Annotated in this window: 12 protein-coding genes, 1 tRNA gene and 2 pseudogenes; 9 read left to right on the top strand and 6 right to left on the bottom strand. The window is 64.0% G+C overall.

All coding sequences use genetic code 11. The features are described from left to right. From D7Y13_RS47185 to D7Y13_RS49045, 3 genes and pseudogenes are all read left to right on the top strand, one after another. Window positions 1-126: pseudogene (locus D7Y13_RS47185) on the top strand (IS3 family transposase); the annotation flags it as partial. Window positions 127-501: 375 nt separating this feature from the next. After that, window positions 502-759 (top strand): annotated as a pseudogene (locus tag D7Y13_RS26190) (dihydrofolate reductase family protein); the annotation flags it as partial. Further along, window positions 756-1,226 (top strand): GFA family protein, encoded by a 471-nt coding sequence (locus tag D7Y13_RS49045; protein WP_120585295.1) that lies wholly within the window; start codon window positions 756-758, stop codon window positions 1,224-1,226. The pseudogene D7Y13_RS26190 and the gene D7Y13_RS49045, both read left to right, overlap by 4 nt. 565 nt (window positions 1,227-1,791) lie before the next feature. Here the strand turns inward: D7Y13_RS49045 and D7Y13_RS45315 are convergent. From D7Y13_RS45315 to D7Y13_RS26165, 5 genes are all read right to left on the bottom strand, one after another. Further along, entirely contained in the window at window positions 1,792-2,865 is a 1,074-nt protein-coding gene (locus tag D7Y13_RS45315; RefSeq protein ID WP_147444461.1) for a hypothetical protein, read from the bottom strand. Between the two features lie 2 nt (window positions 2,866-2,867). Further along, complete coding sequence (locus D7Y13_RS26180; RefSeq protein WP_120585294.1) at window positions 2,868-4,505, bottom strand: restriction system-associated AAA family ATPase; 1,638 nt, start codon at window positions 4,503-4,505, stop codon at window positions 2,868-2,870. Then, the gene (locus D7Y13_RS45840) at window positions 4,502-6,097 is read right to left on the bottom strand and encodes a restriction endonuclease subunit S (RefSeq protein WP_158620464.1); all 1,596 of its coding nucleotides are present in this window, start codon (window positions 6,095-6,097) and stop codon (window positions 4,502-4,504) included. Before D7Y13_RS45840 ends, D7Y13_RS26180 begins: the two co-directional genes overlap by 4 nt. Next, a complete protein-coding gene (locus D7Y13_RS26170) occupies window positions 6,094-7,566 on the bottom strand; it encodes a class I SAM-dependent DNA methyltransferase (protein ID WP_120585293.1) in 1,473 nt (490 codons plus the stop codon). The genes D7Y13_RS45840 and D7Y13_RS26170 overlap by 4 nt, the downstream gene beginning before the upstream one ends. Window positions 7,567-7,910: 344 nt before the next feature. Further along, window positions 7,911-7,983, bottom strand: a tRNA-Asn gene (locus D7Y13_RS26165). Between the two features lie 141 nt (window positions 7,984-8,124). Here D7Y13_RS26165 and D7Y13_RS26160 point away from each other — a divergent pair. From D7Y13_RS26160 to D7Y13_RS26135, 6 genes are all read left to right on the top strand, one after another. After that, window positions 8,125-9,321: an RsmB/NOP family class I SAM-dependent RNA methyltransferase gene (locus D7Y13_RS26160; RefSeq protein WP_233595859.1), complete on the top strand. Its 1,197-nt coding sequence runs from the start codon at window positions 8,125-8,127 to the stop codon at window positions 9,319-9,321. 131 nt (window positions 9,322-9,452) lie between these two features. Next, window positions 9,453-10,367, top strand: a complete 915-nt coding sequence (locus D7Y13_RS26155) for a S66 peptidase family protein (protein ID WP_120585291.1) — start codon at window positions 9,453-9,455, stop codon at window positions 10,365-10,367. Continuing rightward, a complete protein-coding gene (locus tag D7Y13_RS26150) occupies window positions 10,364-11,527 on the top strand; it encodes a serine hydrolase domain-containing protein (protein ID WP_120585290.1) in 1,164 nt (387 codons plus the stop codon). The genes D7Y13_RS26155 and D7Y13_RS26150 overlap by 4 nt, the downstream gene beginning before the upstream one ends. 8 nt (window positions 11,528-11,535) lie before the next feature. Beyond that, entirely contained in the window at window positions 11,536-13,008 is a 1,473-nt protein-coding gene (gene mpl / locus D7Y13_RS26145) for a UDP-N-acetylmuramate:L-alanyl-gamma-D-glutamyl-meso-diaminopimelate ligase (RefSeq protein WP_120585289.1), read from the top strand. Between the two features lie 4 nt (window positions 13,009-13,012). Then, window positions 13,013-13,594 (top strand): TlpA family protein disulfide reductase, encoded by a 582-nt coding sequence (locus tag D7Y13_RS26140; protein WP_120585288.1) that lies wholly within the window; start codon window positions 13,013-13,015, stop codon window positions 13,592-13,594. Window positions 13,595-13,632: 38 nt separating this feature from the next. Further along, the gene (locus D7Y13_RS26135) at window positions 13,633-14,457 is read left to right on the top strand and encodes an inositol monophosphatase family protein (protein WP_120585287.1); all 825 of its coding nucleotides are present in this window, start codon (window positions 13,633-13,635) and stop codon (window positions 14,455-14,457) included. On the opposite strand, the gene D7Y13_RS26130 is transcribed toward D7Y13_RS26135, so the two are convergent. Then, the coding region (locus D7Y13_RS26130) for a polysaccharide biosynthesis/export family protein (protein WP_147452497.1) at window positions 14,454-14,984 on the bottom strand (531 nt) is incomplete at its 5' end. The two genes, D7Y13_RS26135 and D7Y13_RS26130, sit on opposite strands and share 4 nt — an antisense overlap.

Below are 14,984 nucleotides of genomic sequence, written 5' to 3'. Positions count from 1 at the left end.
GAGCACCGGCACTCCGCCATCCGCTTCGTCACGCCGGAAGCCAGACACTTCGGCCTCGATGTCTCGCTGCTCGCCCAGCGCCACCAGGTGTACCTGCGCGCTCGCGCTCGTCACCCCGAGCGCTGGATGTCAGGGGCCGGGGTCATGGACCGCATCCGGGTCGGCCAAACGGATCGCGACTCCTGATCGCTCAGAACTGGCCGCTTGCGGCCGGTTGCCCTTCGCCCGCGCGCGGAGGGAGGGTCAAGGGCGCAGAACCGTTCAGGTTTCGGCGTAGCCGACCCTTGACGCTCCCGAGCACGCGGGCTGGTCGGTCTGATCGGGACAGCGATCCGAGGAGGTGACCCTCGCGCGATCCGATAGGGCGGCCCATGACACTGGAGCCGCGACACGCGCGACTGGACGCCCGCGGGCCCCGTGCGCCTCAATCCCTCTCCGGAAGCGCAGGAGCTGAAGCGTATCGGCTGAACCTTCTCACGCGACAACTACCTTGACGCTCACCGTGACCTTCGCGAGGCGATCTCAGCGCTGAAAGCGAAGACCGAGCGGGGTGTCCTCGTCGGAGCGCCCAAGCTCGCGGCTGCGCTCGAGGAGTTGGGGCTCATCGACGAGTACCGCATCGTCGTTCATCCCATCATCAGTGGCCGCGGGCCGACGTTGTTTCATGGCCTGTCGAGTGCGCGGCATCTCGAGCTCCTCTCGACGCAGCGGTTCAAGTCCGGCGTGCAGGCGCTCCACTTCCGTCGCAAAGCGGGATGAGCGTGGAAGGACCCGAGCGCTTCACCGGCGGCTGCCTGTGCGGCAGCGTCCGCATCGTCGCGTCGGGACGGCCGTGCCGCGTCGGCGTGTGCCACTGCCTCGACTGCCGCAAGCATCACGGCGCTCTCTTTCATGCCTCTGCGATCTTCCCGCAGGATGCTCATACCCGTTCAGAGAAGGCCGTGCTGACGGTCGAGGTCGCGGCTGCTACTTCGTCGGGCGATGCTCAGAAAGCCCGACGAGCGCACCGAGTCGCGGATATGTCCTGCCGTTATAGTTTAGCACTCCCTTCATCACGAGCGCACAGATTGGGGCGCGTAGGCGGTGCATTAGGGAGCCCGACTCTCCTGTGTTCCCATCTTCCGAAGAATCATGGGGTTGAGGCCGTAGCCTCTAGGCGAACCACTTCATCGAGCATGCCAGCAGTCGCTTCGCGTCGGTCCACGGGCGTGACGGGGAAAATATGATACTTGTGGCGCCGCGACTCGTGGTTCCAATGTCTTGACATCAGCAACAGTGCGTCAATGCGTGCGTGGTTGTCGAGGACTCTCCTGCGCAATCCCCTCAACTGCCCTTCCGTTGCCCTGCTCATCTGGGTTGCTATCCATGTTTCAGCAATTACCAATCCTCTGACCCCTTCGCCTCCACGGGTTTGGGCAACTTTCTTCTCGATCTTCTTGCTGAGTTGCTCAATGTCCTTCGTCAGATCCTTGCTGAGCGACGCCTCAGTCTCCCCCCTGTGTCAGGGAAGTTGTATGATGCCTGGAGGAACTCATGGACCCGTAGGGTGAAAGTCCCGAGGCGGCAACAGGTCAAGGCCGCAGAGCTGGGGTGGCGCCGACAGGGGAGACCCCTGCGGTGAAGCCCACCGACAAAGCCCCGTCTCAGCGGGGTGAGCGAGTGCGCGGGCCGTAACGACGCGTGAACGCTTGGTCGAGGCCCCGTCAATTGATGCCTCCGGGGGCTGAGCCGCCACAACTACGGCGAAGGAAGCAGGGCGTACGTGTCACGCAGCGCTCTTTAAGTCGCCGATTATACTGTGATGGGCGGAAGTGGCGCCGGAGGAGCCACTAGGCTCCGGAGCTGTTCTAGCAAGCGCTTATGCCCGTTCTCACAATGACGGCGTAGCATCCGGAAAACAGCTGCTTTGAGAAATCCGCGATCCTGAAACCCGGTATCGTTGAACCCCTCTTCAAGGCGTCTTAGTTCTGCGATCAGCGCTGCGTCAGAGTTTGCCTGCACTCCAGCCCGACGCGCAGCCTTCGCGAACAGACTTAGCCAGCCCCGAAAGGATGGGTCAAGGTGATCGCGTTGATAGCGCAGGCGCACTGAGAAGACGTCATCCCAAGTCGTGACTGCCGGTGTGTCTGGATCGAATCGGATCTCCCATTTTGGTGTATGCGCGTCTACTCCATCGAAAGGCTCACTGGCATCAAGTGATATGCTGAGCTTTGCGTGATTGTACGGATCGAATGCCACGCGGCGCGTACCGTCGTCTCGGCGCAGCAAGTCGCTCGCGAGCTTATAGCTAGAGTTACACTTGTACCCCATAGGTACGAGATTTCGAAGATTGGCCGCCGCGAACGCATATCGGCTTCTGGGGAGATAGTGGTCAAGTGCTTCGCGTGCTGCTCCCGGCGCATCGAAGTATTCGGTGCCGCAAAACGAGCACACGTGCTCAGCTGCGCTGGCGTAGATCTTCGCGTATTGCTGATCCCGCACACCGAGATCCGTAAGGAGATCGAAAGCAAAGCTGAATAGTTCTGACGCAGGACCTTGGGCTACTTTAGGCAGTTTGTCGAGTGTGACGCAGTCGCAAGCTCCGGACACCAAATCGGCAATGCGATTTTCGTTGTGGAGAGCATCAAGAAGCGCGTCGCGCTCCAGCTTCTGCAGCTTTCGCACTGCAGTATTATATGCTTTCAGACGGTCGCGAAGCCCAGTCCGTAAATTTAAAATTTTACGGTAAGGCGCGGGCAGCACGGTCGGCCACCCTGGGTATTTTTTATTTCCATCGACGGCGGCATGAATTGTCTGGACTGATGCAGAGATGCAGTCGTGAAGCCAATTGTCGTGTGTTGCTGAAATCGGGTATCCGAAGAGCACAGCTATACACCCTCTTGCTTTGAGAGCTGACGAAGGCGGTCCATTAAGAAGACTTTCTCTACCGAATCTCCAAGGCGCGCGATGCCTGCTCTAAGAGCATTGCGATCGTGAGACTTCATCAATTCCTCAATTTCACGCTTCGGAACTTCAGACATTGGTGGGCGAATGTCGAAGCACTCCTCTAGGATTGTATCGAAAGTTGTGCCAAAGGTTTCGATATTTGGACGTCGGACTTCAACCCCTTGAGCAGTTTTCTTGAAGATCAACACCTTTTCGCGACTCATGTCTGAGGGTACGAATGGGGAATGGGTAGTCAGGAGGCAATCTTGTTGGTTTGCCGCAGCTAGAGCATCGGCACGCCTGCCGTTGGCTGTGGGCAGATCCAAGAGCCTTGAGATGAACTTGACTCGCCATTGCGGATTGAAATGCGATTCAGGTTCATCCAGCAGAAAGAGTGCATTCGGGAATGATGCCATGCACATTGTTCCGAGGATTTGAGCAAGCTGGTGCTCACCGTCCGACAAGGAGACGTAGTCGACAACGCCGTCGCCCGCCTTCGGCAAAAATCGAACCTGCTCGAAACGGAATACTCTATCCTCATCCTGAGGTTCTGGTAGTCGCGAAGCGAAGCGCCGTGTCTTGATGTCACGTAGCAGTCGCTCGCGGCTTACTTTGGGTATTGCGAGGTCATTGAGCATCGAGAGTTTGTGAAGCGCCGAGTACAACTCGAGCGAGGTCTGCCAAAAGCAGCGAAATGCCTCCCGCGTTTCGTCCGTCACCAAGAAGTCGAAGACGTAGGTCTCCGACTTCTCCTCAAACGAATGGCATGTCGAGCAGCGTTTCAGCTGATCTATGTATCGCTCCAGTTCCTCGGTTAGTTGCACTCCCTTGCGCCGCTTGAGCGAGGTCTTGTGTGCCGAGAGTTTAGGAACGGCACGGTGAGCCAACTGGATCACACACCGAAATGAATGAAGATCCTTGAGCCTTGCATCTCGGAGTAGCGCTATGCGCTCCTCCTCCGGTCCAAGGAGCAGGTTGGCTACAAGGACTTCTAAGTGGGTTCCATAATCAACGAGCATTAGCCTGGTGTCGGGGATCGGCTTTTGCGTCGCGCTCGGCTCCCGGGCTAGCGCCTGCTTGCCTACAGCATCCGCGTACCCACTCCGACTTACGAGGAATGGTAAGCTCAGTGTCTCATTGTCGCCTGACGTATACCCAATGACTCGCGACGGGAGCAATTCACGGGTTGCTGGATGCTCTGCAGGGAAATCGACCCAGTTGATTCCATCCTTGCATTCGATCTTTAGCGCTGGGCGCCGCTTCCCATTGCCGCAACGCGAGAGGCGAACAAGAACAGGTTCGCGAGAGCGTGCTGGGCGAATTACGTACTCAATTTCAAACTGGAGGTCCTCGTTTCCTTTTGCGCGTTCCTCATCCTGCACACAGGCGTGGAAGACCGTCTGAAATGCCTCGGCGATGACCTGAAGGAACTGCGACTTTCCGGCACCGTTCGGTCCCACAAGGCATAGCGGGTCGAATTGCTCTGGACCACTGGGGGGCCCCCTTAATCCAACATCGAGCCCGTCCAGCAGGCCGCCACAAGTAGCTGCCTTAATAATGTGGACGCGAGTGATCTTCATGGACTTACTCGCTCTAGTTGAATCATTTTTTTCTTCTTGTCGAAAACTTGGCGGACCACCGGTGTCGGCTCCCCCAATAGCTCGAATAGCGCGGCCTTGAGTGACTCGTAGTCACCGCCTATCGCCGTCTTAAGCTCATCGAATGTGAATCGTTCGGTTCCTAGCTTGACGATTCTTGCCTTAAGCGTTTCCTTGTCGGTGTTGCTCATGGTGCGTCGTTGCCCCGGTGTCTTTGGGCGCCTGCGTAATGTCACGTGCGCGATGGTAGGTGCCTGCGATTTCAGCCTAGCAAGGAAATCAGATGCTGATTCGTCGTTGAGGCCCTGGGGGACAAGTTCGCCCCGAAATGCCTTTTCGAGCATAGCTGGCACTATGCGGTCCATTGCTCTTTGCGCGGCGGCCAAACGTGCTTCGACGCGATCCGCGAATGCAAGCAACCTTTCTGTTTGACGAATGAGTTCATCCTGCTCTTCCAGTGACGGTAGTGGAATGGCGATACGCTTGATAGCCTCGGCATTGACGTTGGGCTGAGTTATCGCAGTCGCAGATAGCCCGAGTTGTTCCTGCCCGTATGGGGCCATCAGGCAGAAGAAGACAAAACGGGGCCGCACCACGGGCGAGAAACGGAATCGAATGAGGTATGCACTCGGGATTGCAAGATACTCGTCATCAAAGACCGCCATCACTCCGATTGAACCGGTCCGAGTGACTAATAGGTCGCCTCGCTGCACTATGAATTGCGAAAGCTTGTCGTCAGGAATGCGCACCCGCGGAGTGCTTGACGTAATTTCAATGCGGCCATCACGCGTCATGTCCGTAGTTCGAATCGTGGGTACGCCGTCGCTCGTGTATTCGCTCTTCCCGAATCGCGGCCCGTAAAAGGACTCGGTGCATACGCCCCCCAACGGGGACTGCTGCTCGAAACAGGAGTTGTCGAGGCCCCGAGCCTTGCGCCATTCTTTAGTCAGATCTCCGCTCGTCGCTGCAACAAGAATGGACTGTCGAAAGCGTTTGAGAATCGCTGGTATGCGGTCTAGCCGATCACGACAGGCATCAACGCGTGAGCGCAGAGCGTCGAGCTTGTCTGCAATACGCTCTTGTTCAGAGAGAGGGGGGACCGGGAGTTCGAGCCGGGAGAGGTTTCCTCGTGAGATCCGACGGCGGGTTGTTCCTGCGGCCTGAAGATCGATTGCTTCCCGTACCGAAGGCGCGTTCAGGAAGTGCATCAGCCACTTTGGCTTGACGGAAGATGGCCCAGGGCGGACGATAGCAATGTCTACTACCGTGATGCACTTTTGGTCGAGTCTCGGCGCAAGACAGGCTCGCCCCAGAGGCGTCGGCATGCGGGCGATGAGTACGTCGCCCTCGAATACCTCAGTGCATCGTAATTGCTCAAACTTCTCGCTGTTCACGAATCGGTTCGACTTGTCGACGAACGTTCCGTCGCCAATATCCGAAAGTTGAATAAGTCGGATTGCTCCGTTCGGGTCCTGGTCTTTGCTTTCAATCCAGTCCCCGTCTGAGAATACCCCATCCGGTGCGATCAGTTCCGAAAGCGACGCAGTCGCCCAGCCGAGAGGAAGCGCGCTCATGCTTGGGCCTCCTCTATGTCCTCACCCAAATCCCCGAGGATTCCGCGTAGTTCTTCGAACGCGCCCTCCAATTCAGCCATTATCTCTTGGGCCAATAGGCCCGGTTCGGGTAGGTCAACTCCTGCGACGTCGCCCTCGTCCTTCAGCCAAGCAATATCAAGGCTTTCGCCGCGCTCTTCAATCCACGTACGACTGAACTTGCGGAAGCGACCATGCTTGCCCGTATCCTTGCGTTTGGCGAGGCTCTTTGGGCTGCAGAGCGGGTCTTTGCCGAAGGCCGCTTCGAACTCTGTAAAGTGCTCACGTGTAAGTTGCGTGCGCTTGCCAAACTGCGGCATGTTTGCGCGCAAGTCGTATACCCAGACTTCTTTGGTGTTGTTCTTGTCGTCCTCGCCGCGCGTAAAAAAGAGCACGTTGGTGTTCACGCCCTGCGCGTAGAAAATGCCCGTCGGCAAGCGCAGGATCGTGTGTAGGTTGCATTTGTCCATTAGGTCGGCGCGGATCTGTTTGCCAACTGTACCCTCGAATAGCACGTTGTCGGGCAGCACGACGGCTGCGCGGCCGCCAGGCTTCAATCCATTGTAGATGTGCTGAATGAAGCAGAATTGCTTGTTGCTTGTTGGGAAAGTGAAGTCTGTTCGGTTTGGTAGCCCACCCCCTTTTTTCGTGCCAAAGGGCGGGTTCGAGAGGATTAGCGTCGCACCACGCTTGCATAGTGCCTCGCCATCGGGTCCTAGCGCGTCTCCGTAATAAATCCCTGAGGCGCTTGGGTCGACGTCTACCTCGTGAAGCAGGAGATTCATAACCGCAAGGCGGTGGGTGTCTTGGACGTGCTCAAGACCGAAAAAGGTATTCCGCCGGTACTTGCGCCGCTGCTCTGTAGTCCAATTGTCAGGCTGCTCGTGCTCGCGGATGTATTGGTTTGCGGCGACTAGGAAGCCACCCGTGCCGGCAGCTGGATCTTGGATTGTGTCATTCAGGGTCGGTTTCATCAAAGTAACGATAGAGGCGATTAGTTCTCGGGGGGTGAAGTACTGTCCTGCTCCGGATTTTTTCTCGTTCGCGTTCTTTTGTAGAAGCCCTTCGTACAAATCTCCAAGCCCTTCGCGTCGAGCAGTGTGCCAGTCAAGTGAGTCGATTCCCTTGATGAGCACGGTGAGTGTTACTGGCTTTTTCAGGATTGTGTCGGCACTCGCGAAGATTTCGCGGACTAGTCGTGAGCGGCTCTCCCCCAGGGCCAAGAGGGCCCGCTTATACTCTGTTAGGCGTTGCGGCTCCTGGCTCGTCACCAAGTCGTCCCAGCGGTAGCCTTTGGGGATCTGGTCTTCAGTGCCTGTCTCCTTCGCCATCTTGAGGAAAAGCAGATAGGTAAGCTCGGTAACGTATTGGTGGTACGTAACCCCGTCGTCCTTGAGGACGTTGCAGAGAGCCCAGAGTTTCTGGACAATATCGTGGGTGACAGTGCTCATGAGTTCTTGTCGCTATCAGTCAGGCTGCGGGCGGCGAAAGGAATCGTTGCAGCTGGTGAGCGCCTGTTAATGCTCGTCCCAAAGAGGCAATTGACCCGAATTCTGCGAGACAACCCTCGCGAGACACTGCTGCTTCGGAGTCGTCGGGAATTCAAACGCGAGGATTTCCTGGAGTGCTCGAACCATGAGTTGCTCTGAGGGCAACAACGCTTTTTGATCGTGGTCCGCTCTGGATTCAAGGGGTCGACGGGCTTTCGCAGGAGTGCGGTCCCGCGATTTTCATCGCGCGGTCCGCAGAAAACAAAAAGGCCCTGCCAGTTTCTGGCAGGGCCTTCGTTTTTCAGCTCCCCGACGTGGACTCGAACCACGGACATGGTGATTAACAGTCACCCGCTCTACCAGCTGAGCTATCGGGGAATATGTCCCGTCGCGGCGGTGCGCTGCCGTGACGGACGCGATTTCTAGAGAACCGAGCCTGCCCTGTCAACTGTCACGTTCAATCCGCTCTCCCGACTCTCCTCGCAGCCCTGGTCCGCCCTCGACGGCCTGGGCCCGGTCGTGTCCGAGGCGCTCGCCCGGATCCTCTCGGGGGATCCCGCCGAGCGCGTCCTCGACCGGACCCTGCGTGCCCACCGGGAGCTGCCCCGAGAGGGGCGTCAGGCCCTGAAGGAGGCCGTCTTCAACGTGGGCCTCTGGCGCCGCCGCCTCGCGTTCCTCCTGGATTCGGAGGGTGCGTCTCCCCCTCAGCTCCTGTTCGCGCTCCTCCACGGCCTCGGCGGTGTTCCCGCCCGGGAGGCCGCGTCCTGGGCGGGCCTGGAAGCCCCGGTGCCACTTCGCACCGGGGAGCCCCCGTCATTGGCGCTCCGGGCCTCGCTGCCGGACTGGCTCGCGGACCACTTCACCCGGGAACTGGGGACCGAAGCCGAGGACTTCTGCGCCCACCTCAACGTCCCGGGCCCCATCACCCTCCGGGTGAATCCCGCCCGCCTGTCCCGTGAAGCGCTGGCCGCTCGCCTTGCCTCGGAGGGCGTCGCCACTCGTCCCGGCTCCTGGAGCCCCCTGGCGCTCCAGGTGGAGGGCCCCCGACCGAACCTCTACGGGCTGGCCTCCCTGCGCGAGGGCCTGTTCGAGGTCCAGGACGAGGGCAGCCAGCTCCTGGGACTCCTCGTGGAGGCCCGGCCTGGGGAGACCGTGCTGGACCTGTGCGCAGGGGCGGGTGGCAAGACGCTCCAGTTGGGGGCGGCGATGGCGGATTCGGGCCGCCTGATGGCCTACGACCCGGATGCGGAGCGGTTGGACCGGCTCCAGCAACGCGCTTCCCGCGCCGGACTCACCCGCGTCCATGTGCTCCGGACGCCGCCCGCCCCGGGCCTGGGCGTGGACCGCGTCCTCGCGGATGTGCCCTGTTCCGAACTGGGGTCGCTCCGTCGCGGCCCGGACCTGCGCTTCCGCCTCAGCCCGGACGTGCTGTCCCGGTTCATCGCCACCCAGCGCGACATCCTGGCCCGTGCCGCCGACGCGGTTCGCCTCGGAGGCCGGGTCGTCTACGCGACCTGCACCGTCAACCGCGCGGAGAACCAGGACGTCGTCGCGGACTTCCTCCGTGCCCGCCCGGACTTCCGCCGCGTCCCTCCTGGCGCCGGGTGGCTTCCGGAGGCGTGTGTCCAGGACGGGTTCCTCTTCGTCACCCCACACCGGCACGGCACGGATGGCTTCTTCGCTGCCGTGCTCGAACGCGCGGAGGCGGTGGGGTAGGGCGCGCCTTGGCCGGTTCATGGGAGGCGGCCGGCCGAGCGCTCCATGGGGCCTCGTTCGCCTACCAGCGGTACTCAACGCTTCGGGCGGGGCCCTCCGTGAATCACCGTGTTGCCTCCGCCCCCGGTGCTATGAAGCGCAGCGTGCGTTGGCTCAAGCCTCTCCCACTCCGCCCCCGCGACACGGTTCATGTCGTCGCTCCCGCTGGTCCCTTCGAGCAGGCCCCCTTCGAGGCCGGCCTTCGGATCCTCTCCGAGCGCTACTCGCCGGTGCTCCGGCCCGACCTGGGCGCCTCGCACCGCTACCTCGCCGGTGACGACGCACGCCGCCAGGAGGAGCTGTCCCACGCGTTCCTCGACCGCGCGTCCCGCGCCATCTTCTGCGCCCGGGGTGGCTATGGCAGCTCGCGGCTGCTTCCCGAACTGCCGCTCGACAAGGCCGGGCCGGTGTCCTTCACCGGCTTCTCCGACCTGACGTCCGTCCACTGCGCGCTCCAGGCGCTCGGCCGCGTCTCCTTCCACGCGCCCGTCCTCACGCAGCTCGGCCGGCAGTCGGCGCAGGTCCACGACTACCTCTTCCGCCTCCTCGAATCCTCCGCGGCCCCGCCCCCGCTGCACGGCAATGCCACCTACGTCCCCGGCACCGCCGAGGGCGTCCTCGTGGGCGGCAACCTGTCCGTCTTCTCCCGGCTGCTGGGCACGCCCTACATGCCGCCGCTCGACGGCGCCGTGCTCCTGTTGGAGGACGTCACCGAGCGCCCCTACCGCATCGACCGCATGTGGACCCACCTGCGCCTCGCCGGCGTCTTCGCCCGCGTGCGCGGCATCGTCCTGGGCGACTTCACCGCCTGCGAGGAGAAGGACGCGTCGTACTCCAGCGCGGACGTGCTGCGCGAGCTGGCCCAGGACGCGAAGCTGCCCTGCGCCGCAGGCTTCCCCATCGGCCACGGGGCCATCAACTACCCCGTGGCGCTCGGGACGCGCGTGCGCCTGGAGGCCGACGCCGCCCGCCTCACCTTCCTCGAAGGGGCGGTGAGCCCCGGATGAACCCGCATCCCATCGCCAACCTCCAGGCCGTGCTCGATGACGGTGTGGAGCTGGGCATCTTCCCCGCCGCCCAGGCGGTGGTGCTCCACAAGGGAAAGCAGGTCTTCGGCGGCGTCGCGGGCAACGCCACAGGCGACACGCGCTTCGACCTGGCCTCCCTCACCAAGGTCCTCTCCACCACCGCGCTCTTCCTGCGCCTGTGGACCGAAGGCAAGGTGGGCCCGAACACGCTCGTGTCGCGCTACCACCCTGGCACCCCCGCGGGCGACGCGGGCGTCACCGTCGCGGACCTGCTCTACCACCGCTCCGGCCTGCCCCCCTTCGTCCCGTTCTTCGCGGACGCCCTCAAGGCCCGCCCCGAGCTGCTGGACGCCGGCTGCTCCGCGAACGTGCGCACCCAGGCCCGCGATGAAGTCCTGCGCGCCGCCGCCGCCACGCCGCTGGAGGCCCCCGTGCGCACGCGCACCGCGTACAGCGACGTGGGCTTCATCCTCCTGGGCGACATCCTCTCCCGCGCCGCGGACGCCCCCCTGGACACGCTGTTCTCCCGCCACGTCGCGGAGCCTCTGGGCCTCAACGCCCGCTTCCACCGTCTCACCGACTTCCCCGTGGACGGCACCACCGCGCACACCGGCGCGATGCGCCCCCGCGAGCCTGCTCCCGGCCAGGAGTCCCTGTGGAAGGACGTGCCCTCCCGGCCTTCACGCCCCGGCGAGGTGGATGACGACAACGCCTGGGTGCTGGATGGCGTCGCCGGCCACGCGGGCCTCTTCGGCACCGCCGTGGACGTGGCCCGCTTCGGTCAGGCCGTGCTCGAAGGTTGCGCGAGCACCCATGCCGCGCTGGCCCCCGCGCCCCTGTGGCACCGGGTGCTCGCCACGGATCCGCTCCTCACGGGCAGCACGCGCTCCATGGGCTTCGACTCGCCGTCGAAGGGCCACTCCAGCGCGGGCCGCTTCATCGGCGACACGCCCCCGGGCGCGGTGGGCCACCTGGGCTTCACCGGCACCAGTCTCTGGGTGGACCTGCGACGCTCGCTCGTCGTCGCCCTCATCACCAACCGCGTGGCCCAGGGTCGTCAGGACCTGCGCATCCGCGACTTCCGCCCCGCCTTCCACGAACTGGTCGTGGAGGCGCTCGACCTCACCGCACTCCCTTAAGGGACAGCATGGCTGACGACAACGGCAACGTCCTCGACACCCTCGACCCGAAGTCCGTGCGCCGCATCCACCTGGTGGGCGTGGCCGGCACCGGCATGGGCTCCTTCGCCGGCATGCTCAAGGCCGCCGGCTATGACGTCACCGGCAGCGACGAGAACGTCTACCCGCCCATGAGCGACATGCTCCAGGCGTGGGGCATCCCCGTGCGCACCCCGTACGCCCCCGCCAACCTGGACGCGGCGAACCCGGACCTCGTCATCATCGGCAACGTCATCCGCCGCGTGAACCCGGAAGCCACCTCCGTGCGCGAGCGCGGCCTCAAGCAGATGAGCTTCCCCGCCGCCCTGGGCACGCTCTTCCTGGACCGCGCGCACTCCGTCGTCGTCGCCGGCACCCACGGCAAGACGACGACGTCCTCGCTCATGGCCCACGTGCTGGTGGCCGCCGGCAAGGACCCGTCCTTCCTCGTGGGCGGCGTCACCCAGAACTACGCGGGCAACTACCGCGTCGGCAAGGGACCGCACTTCGTCGTCGAAGGCGACGAGTACGACACCGCCTACTGGGACAAGGGCTCCAAGTTCCTCCACTACCGCCCGCGCACCGCCATCCTCACCAGCGTGGAGTTCGACCACGCGGACATCTTCCGCGACCTGCCCCACTACGAGGCCACGTTCGAGAAGTTCGTGCGCCTGGTGCCGAAGGACGGACAGCTCGTCGTCTGCGCCGCGTACCCCAACGCCGTGCGCATCGCCCGGGACGGCGGCACCGCGCCCGTCATCACCTACGTCGCGAAGGAGGGCGCGGACGCGGACTTCACCCCGAAGAACCTCTCCTTCGGCCCGGACGGCGCCCGCTTCGACGTGGTGGAGCGCGGCCAGACGCTGGGCACCGTGACGCTGCCGATGTCCGGCGCGCACAACGTGGAGAACGCGCTGGGCGTCATCGCCGCGGCGCGCGGCCTGGGCCTCACCTTCGCTGAAATCCAGCAGGGCCTGTCCACCTTCCAGGGCGTGAAGCGCCGGCAGGAGGTGCGTGGGGACGTGGGCGGCGTGCTCGTGGTGGACGACTTCGCGCACCACCCCACCGCCGTGCGGGAGACCATCTCCGCCATCCGCCACCGCTACCCGGACCGGCGCCTGTGGGCCATCTTCGAGCCGCGCTCCAACACCAGCCGCCGCAACATCCACCAGGAGGACTACGCGCACGCCTTCCCCGGCGCCGCGCGCGCGAGCCTCAAGGTGCCCGAGCGCCACGACAAGGTGCCCGAGGGCGAGGAGCTCAACGTCCCCAAGCTCATCGAGGCGCTCAAGGCCCAGGGCATCGCCGCGGACGGCGCCACCGACGTGCCCACGCTGGTGGAGCGCGTGGCCTCCGAGGCGAAGGCCGGCGACGTGCTGCTCGTCATGAGCAACGGCGCCTTCGGTGGCTTCATCGACAAGCTGCTCACCGCCCTGAAGGCCCGGGCCGGAAAGGGGACCTGACGCCATGCGCTTCCCGTTCATCGCCTCGCTGGGACTGCTGACGCTCGTCGCCGGCTGCTCCGCCGCGCCCAAGCCGCTGCCTTCGCTCACCGACTCGCAGGCCGCGGGCAGCCCGCGCACCAGCGCCTCCGCTCTGGAGTCGGAGCGCCGTCCGAACCAGCCGCTGGACTTCCAGGTGAAGCGCTACCCGGACAACAGCGCCTACGACTTGAAGGGCGACCGGGGTCAGGTCGTCCTCCTGGACGTGTGGGCCACGTGGTGCGAGCCCTGCAAGGACGCGCTGCCCATGTACGCGGCGCTCCAGAAGGAATACGGCCCGCGCGGCTTCAAGGCCTACGCCCTCAACGTGGACGAGGACGTGCGCGCCATTCCGCCCTTCCTGGAGGAGGCGAAGGTGGAGGTGCCCATCCTCCTGGACGCCAATGCGCTGGTGTCCGAGCGCCTGCTGAAGGTCCGGCTGATGCCCACCACCTTCCTGATTGATCGCAAGGGCGTCGTCCGGCACGTGCACGAAGGGTTCGCCGAGGAATTCCTCCAGCAGTTCCAGACGGAAATCGAAGCGCTGCTCGCCGAACCCGCGCCCTGACGGGCCGCGAAGCTCCACCCACGAGGGGATGCCTCCACATGGCCCAGGCCTCCGACACGCCCGCCGCCCTGCGCCGCACCGCGGAGGAGGGCGCCCGGCTGGCCGGCCGCATCCTCCGGGAGCGCTTCCCGAAGCACCGCACCATCGAGTTCAAGGGCGGCATCGACCTGGTGACGGACGCGGACCGCGCCTCCGAGGCCGCGCTGCTGGACTTCCTGCGGCAGCGCCACCCGCACCACGCCATCCTCGCGGAGGAGAGCGGCGCCTGGCAGGGCACCGACACCTTCCGCTGGCTGGTGGATCCGCTGGACGGCACCACCAACTACGCGCACCAGGTGCCGCACTTCTGCGTCAGCGTGGCGGTGGAGGGGCCCGAGGGGGTGCTCGCCGGCGCCATCTATGATCCCATGCTGGACGAGCTCTTCTCCGCCGCGAAGGGGGAGGGCGCCACCCTCAACGGCCTGCCCCTGAAGGCCAGCCCCGCGGACCGGCTGGAGCGGGCCCTCTTGTGCACGGGCTTCCCCTACGACGTGCGCGAGCGCCCGGATCTGCCCGTGGGCCTCTTCACCCAGCTCATCCTCCTGGCGCAGGGCATGCGCCGCACCGGCAGCGCCGCGCTGGACCTGGCCTACGTCGCGGCCGGCCGCTTCGACGGCTACTTCGAGTTCGGGTTGAAGCCCTGGGACATCGCCGCGGGCAGCCTGCTGGTGTCGGAGGCCGGCGGCGTCATCGTGCACATCGACGGGCGGCCCTTCGACGTGCTCAAGGGCGACGTGCTCGCGAGCGGCGCGGCGCTGCACCCGCTGCTGCTGGCCCAGGCCAAGCGCTTCCTGGATGCGCTGGGCTGGACGTCGCGCGACTAGAAGAAGCTCTCCGGCACGAAGACGATGTCGCCGGCCTGGAGCAGGAAGTTGCGCTCGCGGCCCACGCCGATGTCCTCCACGGGCACGCGAATCTTGCGCTCCTGCCCGTCCACCACGCGCGTGACGAGCGTGTTGTTCTTCGCCGCCAGCTTGGTGAAGCCGCCCGCCAGCGTAATCGCCTGGATGATGGACACCTCGCCGTCCACCGGGAACGTGCCGGGCTTCTGCACCTCCCCGAAGACGAAGATCTTTTGCGAGTTGTACTCCCGCACCAGCACCGCCACCTGCGGCCGGCGCAGGTAGCGCGTCAGGCAGTCGCGCAGCACGTCCGCCGCGGAGCTGGCGGTGCGTCCCGACAGCGACACCTTGCCGCACAGCGGATAGTCGATGGTGCCTTCCGGCGACACGCGCCAGGTGCCGGAGTGTTCGGGCTCCTGGAAGACGCGCACCTCCACCACGTCCCCGGGGCCCAGGCTTCCGCCGGACGTCTTCGCGCGCTCGGCCGCGGAGGCCGGCGTGGGGGCGGG

Origin of the sequence: Corallococcus praedator (assembly GCF_003612125.1) — a bacterium.
Taxonomy (GTDB): Bacteria; Myxococcota; Myxococcia; order Myxococcales; family Myxococcaceae; genus Corallococcus; species Corallococcus praedator.
Note: the sequence above shows the minus strand (reverse complement) of the source record. Positions and strands in the feature narration are given on the sequence as shown.

Excerpts from the sequence above, each read along its gene's own strand:
- mpl (WP_120585289.1), top strand. The coding sequence starts at position 11,536 with ATGGCTGACGACAACGGCAACGTCCTCGACACCCTCGACCCGAAGTCC.
- D7Y13_RS26170 (WP_120585293.1), bottom strand. The coding sequence starts at position 7,566 with ATGAGCACTGTCACCCACGATATTGTCCAGAAACTCTGGGCTCTCTGC.
- D7Y13_RS26150 (WP_120585290.1), top strand. The coding sequence starts at position 10,364 with ATGAACCCGCATCCCATCGCCAACCTCCAGGCCGTGCTCGATGACGGT.
- D7Y13_RS26140 (WP_120585288.1), top strand. The coding sequence starts at position 13,013 with ATGCGCTTCCCGTTCATCGCCTCGCTGGGACTGCTGACGCTCGTCGCC.
- D7Y13_RS26135 (WP_120585287.1), top strand. The coding sequence starts at position 13,633 with ATGGCCCAGGCCTCCGACACGCCCGCCGCCCTGCGCCGCACCGCGGAG.
- D7Y13_RS26180 (WP_120585294.1), bottom strand. The coding sequence starts at position 4,505 with ATGAAGATCACTCGCGTCCACATTATTAAGGCAGCTACTTGTGGCGGC.
- D7Y13_RS26155 (WP_120585291.1), top strand. The coding sequence starts at position 9,453 with ATGAAGCGCAGCGTGCGTTGGCTCAAGCCTCTCCCACTCCGCCCCCGC.
- D7Y13_RS49045 (WP_120585295.1), top strand. The coding sequence starts at position 756 with ATGAGCGTGGAAGGACCCGAGCGCTTCACCGGCGGCTGCCTGTGCGGC.
- D7Y13_RS45840 (WP_158620464.1), bottom strand. The coding sequence starts at position 6,097 with ATGAGCGCGCTTCCTCTCGGCTGGGCGACTGCGTCGCTTTCGGAACTG.